The organism is Pseudoalteromonas umbrosa, from assembly GCF_030125375.1.
Taxonomy (GTDB): Bacteria; Pseudomonadota; Gammaproteobacteria; order Enterobacterales; family Alteromonadaceae; genus Pseudoalteromonas; species Pseudoalteromonas umbrosa.
The window spans coordinates 509,704-523,110 of sequence record NZ_JASJUU010000001.1 but is presented as its reverse complement, the minus strand read 5'-3'; the positions used below and the strand labels follow the sequence as shown (position 1 = coordinate 523,110).

The following is a 13,407-nucleotide window of genomic DNA, read 5'->3' as shown; positions in this document are numbered from 1 at the left end:
ATCCAGTTGAAAATAAAGAAATTAATTTTCAACTAAAAAGAAAAAGTTCCATTTGACGCAATAAAAACGACGAAAATAAAGGAAAATAGCAAATTTCATATATAACAAATACTGATAAAGTATGTGTTTTTATACGTTAACTTGCTGAAATTGAAATTTTATCGGCACTAATGTGCTCTCACATCAAGCTCGCGGGTTTAACTTCAATTATTTTCGGACTTGGATAAACATATTCACTACTATCAATTTCTAGTAAACGAAAGGCTCAAACTGTTACTTATAAAGTAATGTATATAAGCAAACAGTATTTATTTTCAATAAAAAGGACTTGTATTGAAGATCTCAGAGGGAGTTAATAAAAGTATAAATAATTACTTGAAGCTAGAAAAACGTGTTAAACACACGTTTTTCTATAAAAATGCATTAAGGGCACCAAAAAACACTTAGCTTTAAATCTGGAAGTCCCAATACAGCTCTTAATGGTATATCTAATTCAGAGCCCTGCTCTTTTGCTTTTTCATAAACGGTGCGCTTCGCTTCACCACTAATCAACAAAATTGCATGCTTAGTATTAGCAATACCAGACAGTGATAAACTCATGCGCTCAGTAATGCTACCCGTTACTTCACTTTCTTTTGCATTTATTGCACAAACAAGCTGCTCAGTTTTTAGCCCCTCTTCTAAACCATCAGCATGTGGGAAAAGCGAAGCCGTATGACCATCAGGTCCCATACCCAAAATAGTTACATCAAATGGCTGTTTTAAAGACTGATAGCGTGCTTCAACTTCACTTTGGCCAGCTATCGCTGATTGCTGTTCATTTTTCATAGTTACAAATACTGCATTTGATGCCTTGTCTTGTAACAATGTAGAGTTGATAAAAGCTTCGTTTGATTTTTCATGGCTTGGTGACACCCAACGTTCATCAACCATCGCAACTGTTATTTTACTCCAATCTAGGTCCAAACCTGACAGTCGCTTATAAGCAGGCGCTGGTGAAGAACCACCAGATACCAATATGCTTGCAGCAGCGTCAGATTCAATTGCTTGGCTCAATGTATTTTCCAATAACGAAGCTAAGTGCTCTGTCATCTCGTCTTTAGAGTCAAAAAACTTTTCGTTTAAAATTACCATTAATTTTTCTCTCCAACATTAAACCAAGCGTGACCTTTTTCTTCTAATAACTCATCCGCCGACTCGGGTCCCCAAGAGCCAGCCCTATATAATGCAGGCGTGCCCTTCTCTTGCCAACGAGCAATGATTGGGTCAATCCACTTCCAAGCTTGTCTTACTTCATCGCGGTGAATAAACAGTGATGGATTATTCGCTGCAGCATCTAACATCAAACGCTTGTAAGCATCTGAGTGGAAACCATTACTGTACTTTTCACTCAGCTCAATATTAAGCGTGACTGGCTCAAGCTGCATTTCTAGGTTATCTAACCTCTTTGACATTAAGGTCAGTTGAATGCTTTCTTCTGGTTGAAGCCTTATGATCAGGCGATTTGGCAAAATTGGACCCACAGTATCATCATACACATTATGAGAAACTGGCTTATATTCGACAACGATCTCTGCACAACGTTGCTTCATTCTTTTGCCAGTTCTTAAATAGAAAGGCACACCAGACCAACGCCAATTATCAATATGAGCACGAATTGCAACAAATGTCTCGGTTGTGCTAGACCCCTCACCTAGTTCCTCTAAATAACCAGGTACTAAATTACCATTCAAATCTCCAGGTACGTATTGGCCTCGAACAACATTTTCATCAACTAATTCGTCTGTCAACGGTCTTAATGCTTCGAGCACCTTAAGCTTTTCATTTCGAATACGGTTCGCGTTAAGCTTATGAGGAGACTCCATGGCAACAAGACATAGCAGTTGCAACAAATGGTTTTGTACCATATCTCTTAATGCGCCAGCTTTATCATAAAAACCAGCTCGGCTTTCCAAACCGACAGTCTCTGAAATACTGATTTGGATATTGTCTATCGTTTTAGCATCCCATAAGTTTTCAAAAAGTACATTTGAAAACCTTAAAGCCATTAAGTTTTGAACCGTCTCTTTTCCTAAATAATGATCGATACGGAAAATTTGTTCTTCTTCAAAATACTCAGCAATCTTAGCATTGATTTCTTCGGCTGAATCGCCGCAATAGCCTATTGGTTTTTCAACAACAACTCGGGAATTTTTACTAATTAAAGATTTTTGGGAGAGGAGTTCGCAGCATTTACCATATACTGCAGGAGGAAGAGATAAATAGAAAACCCGAGACTTGTCTTTGTCATCTTGCTCTAAAATATCTCGAAGTATATCCCAGTTGTTATCCGCGTCTGTGACATTAACGACAACAGGAACCAAATACTGAGAGAATTCATTCCAGTCCGCTTCGTTATACTCACCTTGACCTAAATGCTCTTTGAGTGCTTTGCCAGCGTTTTCTACATATTCATTTTTTTTACTTTCTTCTCGAACGGTAGGTAGAATGCGGCTACCTTCAGGCAGATTGCCTTCTTGATATGCACGATACATAGCAGGCAACAATTTTCTTAACGCTAAATCGCCACCCCCACCAAAAATTACGATATCAAAAGGATTAAGCATAATTATTTCTCACAAGGTTAGGTGCGCGGTCATTACTCTAAAGAGAACACGCGCTACAATCAAAACCGTTTGGTGTTTTAGGTAAACATGCCAAACACAACTTCACTTATAGGTTTGAATTCGTTCTCAGACCACAAATTTGCGTAGGATGCAGAAGAAACATACCTAGCAATTGTTGAAAATTTATTAATTTCGCAGTCCTTAAAATGAGTCTTAGGGGCTCTGTAATTCCTCTCACAAAAATACAGGCCCTAAGTACTCCAGCGCTACCCGTTCAAAGGTATTCTTTACTGTCGTAGCCTAATGCTACGATTTTAACTATTTCTTTTTTGCTTATAGTAAGCAATTAGACCTGATGTAGAACTATCGTGGTCATGACGAATATTGTCTTGTTTTAGTTCTGCTTCAATGTTGCTAGCCAAACCTTTACCGAGTTCAACACCCCATTGATCAAAAGAGCAAACATTCAATATGATGCCTTGACAGAAAATCTTATGTTCATAAAGCGCAATCAGTCTGCCTACAGCTTTTGCATCCACTTTATCTAAGATCATTGATGTTGTCGGACGGTTGCCTTGATGTATTTTATGCGCAACCAGTTTTTCAATCTCACTTTCAGACTTGCCTTTAGCGGCTAAATCTTCACGGATCTCCTGCTCATTTACACCCGCCATCAAAGCTTCTGTCTGTGCAAAGAAGTTAGACAGCAGCACGTCATGGTGATTACCCAATGCAATTTGTGGTTCAACTGAAGCAATAAAATCAGATGGTACGATAACATTTCCTTGGTGCAAACATTGATAAAATGCATGCTGGCCATTAATACCTGTCATACCCCAAATAATTGGCACCGTCGTATATGGTACAGTCTGACCGTCAAATGTGACATGTTTACCATTACTTTCCATCTCACCTTGTTGCAAATAGGCCGGCAACATGTGCAACGCTTGATCATATGGCAAAATAGCTTGAGATGTATATCCTAGAAAGCTTGAATTCCATACACTTAGAAGTGCCATAATTAGCGGTATATTATTTTCAAACTCAGCAGTTTTGAAATGCGTATCCACCTCAAACGCACCTTCAAGTACTTCTACAAACGTTTCAAAGCCAAGATACAATGCAATTGGCAACCCAATAGCACTCCACAGAGAGAATCGTCCGCCAACCCAATCCCACATTGTAAATACATTTTCATCTGCAATACCAAATGCACGGGTTTTTTCAAGGTTCGTACTTACTGCGACAAAATGCTTCGCAACTGCGCTTTGCTCAATAGCACTATCTAAAAACCAAGAAACTGCTGAACGTGCGTTATTCATCGTTTCAGAAGTCGTAAACGTCTTTGACGAGATAACAAACAAGGTGGTCTCAGCGTGAACTTTTTTCAAAACCTCACCAAGTTGAACACCATCAACATTAGAAACATAATGAACGTTTAAATTACCATCGCTGTATGCATCAAGTGCCTCAGTCACCATCTGAGGACCTAGATTTGAACCACCTACACCGATAGCAACGATATCTTTTACGGTTTTACCAGTGTAACCAGTCCATTCGCCGCTTCTCACTCGATCGGTGAAAACCTTTATCTTTTCAAGTTCAGCTTGAACTTGTTCAGTCACATTAATGCCATCGACAAAAATTGGTGTAGCATCTCTGTTTCTAAGGGCTATATGTAATACAGCGCGGTCTTCTGTGATGTTAATTTTCTCACCAGAAAACATTTTATCACGCCATGCCGCTACGTCTGATTCTTTAGCAAGCTTAATTAACTGTTCAAACACATTGCTATCAATAAGCTGCTTGGAAAAGTCAAAAAGAACGCCAGGAATTTGACGAGAAAATTTATCAAAGCGTTCACTATCAGTGTCAAAAAGGGTCTTTAAATGCTGTTCTTTTAGTTGTTCTGATGCTGCTGATAATGCGTGCCAACTTGGTAATGTTGTACGGCAATTCATAATTTTTCCCCTAGCGATGATAGTGTGTAAACACATAAATACACACATAAACATATTCGAGCGTTAACCATAAGTTAAAATGACAACGCTGTCAAACTGCATGTTCCTCATTTTACTTTGCATATAATAACTGATTTTTTATTTTTTGACACCGGTATCATAAAATTAATTAAAGTTATTCAGTTAATGTTAAAAAACACAAGCGTACAAATTTGATCGTTTCATGAAAAGCTGAAATATACTATATTGCCTTAAACGTTATGCTGAATCATATAATTTTGTATTAAAAGCCAGCATTTAAGGGACTCTGAGAGTAAAGCACTCAATTTTTGGCCAAAGCTTAGCCTTATTCATATAGAAGAAAAAAAATGAAAGTAACCATCAACGACGTCGCAAAACATGCAGGCGTATCAATGAAAACTGTATCAAGGGTGATAAATAAAGAACCTTCGGTTAGAAAAAAAACTTACGATTTGGTTATGCAAGCCGTCGAAGAGCTTAACTATCAACCAAATACTGCAGCACGGAATTTGGCGGGTACCTCTTCATTTGCTATTGGCCTTGTATATGATAACCCAAACGCATACTACGTCATTGACATGCAAAATGGTGTGCTATCAAGGTGCAAAGAAGAAGGTTACGAGCTGGTTATACATCCTTGCTGTGCTCAAGATCCAGATATGCATAAAGAAATCGCTACCATGATACAACGCTCAAGACTTGCTGGCTTAGTATTAACTCCGCCTCTGTCCGAGCAACAAGATATTATTGATATGCTTGATAACTTAGGCGTTGCTTATGTCAGACTGCTTTCTGGCCAAAACAATGCTTCAGAACCTATTGAAGGTAAAGCTGAAGAGCACAAAACAAATAACTGTATATATGTTGATGATTATGCTGCAGCATATGAAATTACAGAGCATTTAATTCAGTTAGGCCACAAAACCATTGCATTCGCTTGTGGAGATGCCGAGCACAAATCAACTACTGAACGTTTAGCCGGTTATCAACAAGCGCTAAAAGATCATGACCTCAGTTTGAATGAAGATTTAATTTATGAGGGAACCTATTCGTTCGAGTCTGGTGTTGAAGGTGCTAAAGCTCTATTGAAGAATAATAATGCTTTTAAAATCACTGCTATTTTAGGCGGTAACGATGAAATTGCAGCTGGCGCGCTCTTTGCGTCACGACTGATGAATATTGCTATCCCTGAGCAACTCTCAATTTCAGGATTCGAAGATTCTCCATTCTCTAGACAAACATGGCCCAAGCTAACCACTGCACATCAGGCTAATAGTGTAATTTCCGAACATGCAGCTAGGTTATTGTTCTCTAAAACAAGAGGTAGTAGAAAACAGGACAAAGATATTATAACGACCTTCACGCCGTCAGTAGTTATACGTGAGAGTACAGGTCCTGCCCCACTATAAATTACTAGGTTTGGTGCTTATAGAAGCGCCAGACCCTTGGTTAAATTTGCAAAGTTTCTAAAACCTAGTGACTGCATGGTTGTCATTTGCTGTTTCGAACGCTTCCCACTACGACATAGTAAAAGATATGAAACTTCCGGCGATAGAGTACCATCAATAAATGCATTCACTAACCGACCTGCAGGTATGTTAACAACAGATGCTAAACCTTGTTGCGATATTTTAGTTAACAAGTTTGATGATACTTTATGCTCTCCCCACTCGCGGATATCTAATACAACTCCATTATTAGTTTTAATCCAGTTTATTGCACAGAAGCTATCTGCAATATGCGTGTTATGTATGTCATTTTTTGTCAACCCCATGCTTTGATTGCTTCTGTTTATATTCCCATTAAAGAAAATACGATTTTGAGCAATGATCAGAACTTTGTTCGCATAACAATCAAGCCTATTTGCATTATTTTGTATGCCTGAAACAACGACTGGCATTGCTGATTCGGTACTCTCAAACTCCAAATCTAAAAAACTACCTTGTTTAGAAATTACAGATTTCACCTTCCAGTTATCGCTTGCTAAAAGCACTCCGGCATGTTTAATAGATGCGCTATCAAATATGTGTACTGATTTCCCGAAAGTAGATTCAGTATTGTGTATTAACGAGTCACTCCCCCCTTTAGTTCTGTTCACAATAAACGCCTTTACTTCAATCCCATATTCGCTGAATATACGTTTAAACTTAGGAATAAGCGCAGCGACTGGATTAACGATAATGGCTTCTTTACTTGGTGAAACAAACAACCAGCTTGATTCATTTTGATAAGTTAATTGGGTTATGCCTTGCCAACGAGATCGATGCAGCTCCAATATATCATTCTCTTTATCACAATTTGACAATAACTGCTTTATTGATCGAATTGCCTTACATGCGCTTTCAATAAACTCAGTGCTATCAGCAGGACCAAATGACATTCTTATTGCGTTATTACATTGCCATTCATCTAGTCCCATAGCTTCCAAAACAAAACTACTCGAAACTCCTGAGCTACAAGCTGAGCCTCCACTCACCCTAATGCCTGCAGCATCAAATAAATCGATTATTTCCTTACCGGTATAATGCTCTAAAGAAAAGTTAATAGTTGTTGGGACTGAAACTTCTGGTTTACTATGAAAAGTTACGCACGGGAAAGTATCTTGCAACGCGTCGACGAGTAGCTTTCGATGTAGCTTTAATTGATTAGTAGTATGAAACATACCTCGCTCTTCTGTGATCAGGCTAAATAAGGTATTTAACCCCGCAATCCCAGGTAAGTTTTCAGTTCCAGATCTCATTCCAGATTCTTGCCCTCCACCTGCAATAAAAGGTATATATGGTTGACCACTTCTAACATACAAAAAGCCAATTCCTTTCGGCGCATATAGTTTATGACCAGAAAAAGGGGCGTAATCAATGGTAATAGCATCCATATTTATGCTTACTTTACCAAGCGCTTGAACACAATCCACTAACCAAGCCACATTCGGGTTATTCTTACGGATAACTTCTTCAAGCTTTAATAAATCCTGCATTACACCCGTTTCGTTATTTACTGCCATTGTGCAAATCATAACTGCGTGAGGCACGTATCGCTCAATGAATGCATGGTCAAGCTTTCCATCTTTGTTCACTGGGATTTCAACCAGCTCCGCGTGTAACCCTAAAGTCTCATTCCAGTGCTTTAAAGTATTTGGCACAGCCTTATGCTCCGTGGCACCATACATCAAAAGGGGTTTATCAATTGTGCTACTTGCAGTTTGCATATAGTGACTAATCGATGAAACTACGGCGGTTTGAATTCCCTCGGTTGCTCCTGATGTAAAAAGCAACTCTCCCTCTTTCGTTCCCAGAATACCTTTTCCCTTAGTTCGAGTTTGCTCAAGAAGATCCTTAGCCAATAACCCTGAGGTATGAGAGCTTGAGGGATTGCCAAAGTTCTCTGTCATCGCTTCAATAACACTATTTAAAATAGGTGTTAAAACTGGCGTTGTTGCGTTTGCATCTAGGTAAAACTCAGTAGGGTTCGAGGGGGCCATGGGTACCACTTATAACTATATGAACTAAGATATTCCATATTACACAAAAAGCGACTGAGAGTTAACTTGGATTTTTTGTTTAGCCAATTAAGGACAATAAAAAAGGGAGCTACAAGCTCCCTTCTCTAATATCTATTTCATCTTAACTTGCCTGCACACGCCTATGACTAGTTGACCAAGCATTTCCTAATGCTTTCACTAAAGATGCCAGAGGAATAGCAAAGAACACTCCCCAAAACCCCCATAGACCACCAAAAAATAGTACTGCTACGATAATATAAACAGGATTTAGGTCCACAGCCTCAGAAAACAGAAGCGGTACCAATAAATTACCATCAAGAGCTTGAATAATGCCGTAGACGATTAAAATGGTCCAAAATTCTGGTGCGACTCCAAATTGAAATAATGCAACCGCTGCAACTGGAATTGTAACTAATGCAGCGCCAATAAATGGGATCAACACAGACAGCCCAACAAGTGTGCCAAGCAACGCCGCATAACGAAGGTCCATTACAGCAAACGCCACAAAACTAGTTCCACCAACAATCACAATTTCAATGATTTTTCCGCGAATATAGTTCATGATTTGATGGTCCATCTCTTCCCATACTTGTGTAATTAACTTCCTATCTTTTGGGATAAGTTGCTTAATACCTGTTGTTAGAGATACTTTGTCTTTTAACATAAAAAAGACTAACAAAGGCACAAGAATAAGGTAAATCAGCCATGCAACTAAGTCCTTAATCGATGTTAAGGATACAGAAACAATGAGCTCTCCAAGGGCAAGTACTTTACTCTCGACACCAGCCACAATATTTTGTACTTGCTGCACAGAAACCAAATTTGGGTAGTCTTCAGGTAGGTGTAACAAGTAATCTCTACCCTTTTCAATCATACTCGGGGCCTCTTGAACTAAATTACTCGCTTGCGACCATAAAACAGGCACAATCACAAGTAACAGCGCTAGAACGACGCCGATAAAACCCAACATCACCAAATTAGTTGCCATGAGTCGACTTGGCATTAACTTTTGCAACCGAGTTACAGGCCAATCAAGTAAATATGCGATAACTAAAGCAACAAGTACAGGGATAACAAATGAACCAAAGAAATACAGCATAGTCGCTGTGAAAACGAGCATTAATAGCAACGTAACTGAATCGGGATCCGAAAATTTATCTTGATACCAAGATTTAATTAACTCAAACATCCGTGATGTACACCTCAATGTAATTTAAGTTACCTTCTTCAAAAAAGGTACAATGATAGGAGTTATTGCACAAATACCGCTTAATATCTGACAGGTCTTGCTCATCAGTACAAACAAACAAAACCTTTTTATCTGGGCTGTTCTTTAACTGCCATTTAAACTGAACAAAAAACTGTGGGCATCGATAATGTCTTAAATCGATGACTTTTGCTTTAATACATTGCTCCTTAGCCAATTTCAAAAGCATTCACCTCGTTACAAAAAGGATAGGTATACTAAAACAAAAAATAGCATTTTATACACTTTTAAAACATTGGAAACCAAATATAAACCTATAGTTTTTACTACTATGATACGACTCTTGTTTATAAGGCACCTATGTACTCAATAGCAAGAAATAATATTCTATTTTGCACATATTACAGCGCCTTTCTGTAGCTTGTATTTTACCAATGGTTTATCCTTATATGTACAACAAGTTTTACGGGAAACCACATGCCAAGAGCAAATAACAAGGCAAGTTTGCCGGCCAACCCGACATTAAAAGAAATCAATTGGTACAAAAAGCAAATCAATTGGGGTGAGCTTCCGCCATTTTATCACCTCGTCGCATCATCGGTCAGTGAAAGCGAGGGTATCTTTCAGCATGGATTCGACAATGCTATAAAGAGACTACTCGATAAGCGAAATTGGAATCTTCAACTGTTAGATGGCTATGAAGACAACAATGGCATTGTTCATTGTAACAGCGCCCCTAAAGTTACTTTACATCAAGCTTTCACAGATAGGGGCTATGAACTTTGGGCTTTTCCAATTGCTCGAAATGTGAAGGTCGACACTTATTTAAAAGACAATAAATATCTTGAGTTTAATGTGTGGGACCCCCATACCATGAAATCACTCATTAGATTTAGCCAGTTACATAAATTTATTCGTTTTTATTTTGAACGAGGCGATATAGCTGACAAAGCTTTAATCTTGCATGCGCATAAAGTTGTGCATCAAACTATCTCTTTATTAAAAAGAGAATTGAACGTTGTAAGCGTTGATGGTGTCTCAATAAAAGATTTTTATCAATTATGCGAAAAAGACGCCCGAGCTTGTGAAGACGAACTTAATTTAGCTAAGATCATGCTCGGTGAAGATATAAAGAAGGATTAGAATGCGATTTAAAAAAGCTCTTGTCACCACATTGTGTGCAATCGCACTAAGCTACACATCAGTTAGTTCAGCTTCGGATTTCAAGTTACCAGACCTTGGAACTTCAGCAATACAAGTGTTGCCTATTGAGAAAGAGCAAGCGTTAGGTGAAGTAATGATGATGCAGATCCGTTCAAGTTCACCGCTTGTTCAAGATCCTGTACTTAATGAATACCTATCATCACTTGGCAACAAGCTTGTTGCAAGCGCCAACGACGTAAGATTTCCTTTTAAGTTTTTCTGGATAAATAACAAAGCTATCAACGCATTTGCATTCTATGGAGGCCATGTTGGCGTTCATACAGGCTTGATTGCTCAGTCGGATAATGAGAGCCAGCTTGCCTCAGTGATCGGGCACGAAATTGCCCACGTCACACAACGACATTTAGCAAGGCGCATACAAAGCGCACAAGATAATAGCGCATTGACTATTGCAGGTATGATCACTGGCATTCTCGCAACAGTTGTCGCGCCCGACGCCGGTATGGCGATACTTGCGGCAAACAGCACTCAAGCCGCATTAAGCCAGCTTACACATAGTCGAAAAGCGGAACAAGAAGCTGACCGATTTGGGATGCAAACACTACAAAGAGCCGGTTATGATCCCTACGCTGCAAGTGAGTTTTTAACTAAATTGGCCGCTCAAGTCCGCTTTCAAAATAAGCCCCCCGCTTTTTTGCTCACGCACCCTTTGCCAGACTCACGTGTATCCGATGTCAGACTAAGAGCTCAACAATACCCAAAGAAGTATGTGCCCAGTAGTGCGGATTTTCTATACGCAAAAAGCCGGGTAATTGCGCGTTATCATATGGACTCTCAAGATGCACAAGCCTATTTCGAGAATACCTTAAGAACGACTTCAGATTTAGACAAAAGCCAATATGAATATGGACTTGCAATTTCATTTCTTGATCAGAAGAAATATGATCGAGCGGAAGAAATAATTAATAGTTTATTAAAAAAGCAACCTAACAACCTGTTTTACTTGGATGTTTTTACTGATATTAAGATTGGACAAAAGCAATTTGAACCTGCACTAAAAGTGCTAGAACAAAAACACAAACTGCGCCCTAACAACCAAGTTATCACCTTAAACTTAGCAAATACTGCTATTAAGGCTAAAAAATATGATAAAGCAGAGCAGCTCCTTAAGATTTTCTTGTTAGAAAAACAAAATCATGTGCTTGCCAAACAGCTCTTAACCGAAACTTATGAACTAAGTAAAAATAAAGCCGCATATCATGAGTCACGCGCAAGTTTACTTTCTCACTATGGTGCTTTTATGAAAGCTGCGGACGAAGTACAAAAAGCCCTTAACTTTATAGAAAAAGAAGACGAAATTAAAAAACTGCGTTTAAAAGCACTGCTCGCTAAGTATAGAAATATGCAAAAAGAGCTAGCCAAATTATAACAATCTGTGCCTTCCTCCCCTTAACGGTTATGCAACCTGTGGGCACAGAGGATAGGCACACTGAAATCATTCAGTTACAATTACCAATAAGATTATTGGTCACCGTTTTAAAAGGTTCATTATGTCAGTCACTATTTATCATAATCCACGCTGTTCTAAATCAAGACAAACACTTGCTTTGTTGGAAGAAAACTCAATTCAGCCTGAAATAGTTGAGTATTTAAAAACACCTATTGATTCAGAAACCTTAAACACTCTTATATCCAAGTTAGGTTTTGATTCTGCACACCAATTAGTACGAAATAAAGAAGCAATATACAAAGAGCTTGGTCTGAATAAAGAAAGCGATGAAGCGACTTTAAGACAAGCTATGCTGGATAACCCAAAGCTGATTGAGCGTCCTATTGTTGTTAAAGGCGACAAAGCAGCGCTTGGACGTCCTCCTGAATCAGTGCTAGACATTATCTAATATATGCCAACTATTTTAGTTTTATATCATTCAAGCCATGGTTCTGTAGAGTCTATGGCCAATGAAATCGCCGATACACTGAGCGCACAAGGTGCTACTGTGCGTTTACGCACATTTGTTCAAAAACACCCTCATGACATCGTGGTCACTAAACAAGACCTTATAGAATGTGATGGCCTAGCATTTGGCACACCAACACGTTTTGGCATGATGGCAGCACAAGCAAAAACTTTTTGGGAAACAACCAGCGATTTGTGGTTAAAAGGTCAACTAATTGACAAACCAGCCTGTGTTTTTTCATCATCAAGCAGCATGCATGGCGGTAACGAGGCAACACTTTTAAACCTATCACTCCCCTTACTACATCATGGCATGATGTTAATGGGAGTACCTTATGATGTGCCTGAATTACTTTCTACTGAAAGTGGTGGTACGCCCTATGGCGCAACACATGTTGCAGGTCTAGACAATAGTGCCCAGTTAACTGAAACCGAAGTAAAAATCTGTCGAGCGGTCGCCGTTCGGCTCTACAAAGTGGCTAGTAAGTTATTATGAGTCAGATCCCCAAACAACCAAAAACAAAGCAGTTCCATAGACTCGCATTATTCGGATATTTTGGCTTGTTATTGTTAATGCCGATATGGTTGTTTATAGCCTCTCCTAGCGAAGGTTATAGTACAGGCTTTGTATTTACGATTTATATTCTGCCTTTGTTACTGCCATTAAAAGGCATTATACAAGATAAACCTTACACCTTTGCATGGGCTAACTTCATTGTCATTATATACTTTATACATGGTCTCACTTTGCTTTGGGTAGCAACCGATGAGCTGCTATGGATAGTTTTGGAGTTAATTTTTGCCTCTGCGATGTTTATTGGCTGCACCTATTACGCCAGGCACAGGGGACAAGAACTTGGCTTAAAAATTCGAAAGTTAAAAGAAGACTTAGCTGACGAGAAAGCAGCCCATGAACAAGGCGAAGATAAGATAGGCTAACTATCTAGAGTGAAAAAGCCACGCAAATGCGTGGCTTTTTATCAAGTAAT

General features: G+C 38.9%; 12 protein-coding genes. 6 read left to right on the top strand and 6 right to left on the bottom strand.

Annotation, left to right across the window (positions count from 1 at the left end):
- Positions 1–423: 423 nt before the first annotated feature.
- The 3 genes from pgl to pgi all read right to left on the bottom strand — a co-directional run bounded on the left by pgl (position 424) and on the right by pgi (position 4,567).
- Positions 424–1,134, bottom strand: a complete 711-nt coding sequence (gene pgl / locus QNM16_RS02285) for a 6-phosphogluconolactonase (protein WP_284018975.1) — start codon at positions 1,132–1,134, stop codon at positions 424–426.
- A complete protein-coding gene (gene zwf / locus QNM16_RS02280) occupies positions 1,134–2,606 on the bottom strand; it encodes a glucose-6-phosphate dehydrogenase (RefSeq protein ID WP_284018974.1) in 1,473 nt (490 codons plus the stop codon). Before zwf ends, pgl begins: the two co-directional genes overlap by 1 nt.
- A gap of 314 nt (positions 2,607–2,920) precedes the next feature.
- A complete protein-coding gene (pgi, locus tag QNM16_RS02275; RefSeq protein WP_284018973.1) occupies positions 2,921–4,567 on the bottom strand; it encodes a glucose-6-phosphate isomerase in 1,647 nt (548 codons plus the stop codon).
- 368 nt (positions 4,568–4,935) lie between these two features.
- On the opposite strand from pgi, the gene QNM16_RS02270 reads away from it, so the two are divergent.
- Entirely contained in the window at positions 4,936–5,997 is a 1,062-nt protein-coding gene (locus QNM16_RS02270) for a LacI family DNA-binding transcriptional regulator (RefSeq protein WP_284018972.1), read from the top strand.
- Positions 5,998–6,014: 17 nt separating this feature from the next.
- On the opposite strand, the gene QNM16_RS02265 is transcribed toward QNM16_RS02270, so the two are convergent.
- From QNM16_RS02265 to QNM16_RS02255, 3 genes are all read right to left on the bottom strand, one after another.
- Positions 6,015–8,069, bottom strand: coding sequence for an aminotransferase class V-fold PLP-dependent enzyme (locus tag QNM16_RS02265; protein ID WP_284018971.1), 2,055 nt, complete (start codon positions 8,067–8,069; stop codon positions 6,015–6,017).
- Positions 8,070–8,211: 142 nt separating this feature from the next.
- Entirely contained in the window at positions 8,212–9,279 is a 1,068-nt protein-coding gene (locus tag QNM16_RS02260; protein WP_284018970.1) for an AI-2E family transporter, read from the bottom strand.
- A complete protein-coding gene (locus QNM16_RS02255; RefSeq protein WP_284018969.1) occupies positions 9,272–9,520 on the bottom strand; it encodes a sulfurtransferase TusA family protein in 249 nt (82 codons plus the stop codon). The genes QNM16_RS02260 and QNM16_RS02255 overlap by 8 nt, the downstream gene beginning before the upstream one ends.
- A 254-nt stretch (positions 9,521–9,774) precedes the next feature.
- On the opposite strand from QNM16_RS02255, the gene QNM16_RS02250 reads away from it, so the two are divergent.
- The 5 genes from QNM16_RS02250 (at position 9,775) to QNM16_RS02230 (ending at position 13,357) form a co-directional block, all read left to right on the top strand.
- Positions 9,775–10,440 (top strand): hypothetical protein, encoded by a 666-nt coding sequence (locus QNM16_RS02250; RefSeq protein WP_284018968.1) that lies wholly within the window; start codon positions 9,775–9,777, stop codon positions 10,438–10,440.
- Position 10,441: 1 nt separating this feature from the next.
- Positions 10,442–11,890 carry a beta-barrel assembly-enhancing protease gene (gene bepA / locus QNM16_RS02245; protein ID WP_284018967.1) on the top strand — a complete coding sequence of 483 codons (1,449 nt, stop codon included), beginning with the start codon at positions 10,442–10,444 and terminating at the stop codon, positions 11,888–11,890.
- Between the two features lie 121 nt (positions 11,891–12,011).
- Entirely contained in the window at positions 12,012–12,359 is a 348-nt protein-coding gene (arsC, locus tag QNM16_RS02240; RefSeq protein ID WP_284018966.1) for an arsenate reductase (glutaredoxin), read from the top strand.
- A gap of 3 nt (positions 12,360–12,362) precedes the next feature.
- Complete coding sequence (gene wrbA / locus QNM16_RS02235) at positions 12,363–12,914, top strand: NAD(P)H:quinone oxidoreductase (RefSeq protein WP_284018965.1); 552 nt, start codon at positions 12,363–12,365, stop codon at positions 12,912–12,914.
- Positions 12,911–13,357 (top strand): DUF2069 domain-containing protein, encoded by a 447-nt coding sequence (locus QNM16_RS02230; protein WP_284018964.1) that lies wholly within the window; start codon positions 12,911–12,913, stop codon positions 13,355–13,357. Before wrbA ends, QNM16_RS02230 begins: the two co-directional genes overlap by 4 nt.
- Positions 13,358–13,407 lie beyond the last annotated feature (50 nt).

Excerpts from the sequence above, each read along its gene's own strand:
- pgl (WP_284018975.1), bottom strand. The coding sequence starts at position 1,134 with ATGGTAATTTTAAACGAAAAGTTTTTTGACTCTAAAGACGAGATGACA.
- QNM16_RS02270 (WP_284018972.1), top strand. The coding sequence starts at position 4,936 with ATGAAAGTAACCATCAACGACGTCGCAAAACATGCAGGCGTATCAATG.
- QNM16_RS02260 (WP_284018970.1), bottom strand. The coding sequence starts at position 9,279 with ATGTTTGAGTTAATTAAATCTTGGTATCAAGATAAATTTTCGGATCCC.
- bepA (WP_284018967.1), top strand. The coding sequence starts at position 10,442 with ATGCGATTTAAAAAAGCTCTTGTCACCACATTGTGTGCAATCGCACTA.
- QNM16_RS02265 (WP_284018971.1), bottom strand. The coding sequence starts at position 8,069 with ATGGCCCCCTCGAACCCTACTGAGTTTTACCTAGATGCAAACGCAACA.
- wrbA (WP_284018965.1), top strand. The coding sequence starts at position 12,363 with ATGCCAACTATTTTAGTTTTATATCATTCAAGCCATGGTTCTGTAGAG.
- QNM16_RS02230 (WP_284018964.1), top strand. The coding sequence starts at position 12,911 with ATGAGTCAGATCCCCAAACAACCAAAAACAAAGCAGTTCCATAGACTC.
- zwf (WP_284018974.1), bottom strand. The coding sequence starts at position 2,606 with ATGCTTAATCCTTTTGATATCGTAATTTTTGGTGGGGGTGGCGATTTA.
- arsC (WP_284018966.1), top strand. The coding sequence starts at position 12,012 with ATGTCAGTCACTATTTATCATAATCCACGCTGTTCTAAATCAAGACAA.
- pgi (WP_284018973.1), bottom strand. The coding sequence starts at position 4,567 with ATGAATTGCCGTACAACATTACCAAGTTGGCACGCATTATCAGCAGCA.
- QNM16_RS02250 (WP_284018968.1), top strand. The coding sequence starts at position 9,775 with ATGCCAAGAGCAAATAACAAGGCAAGTTTGCCGGCCAACCCGACATTA.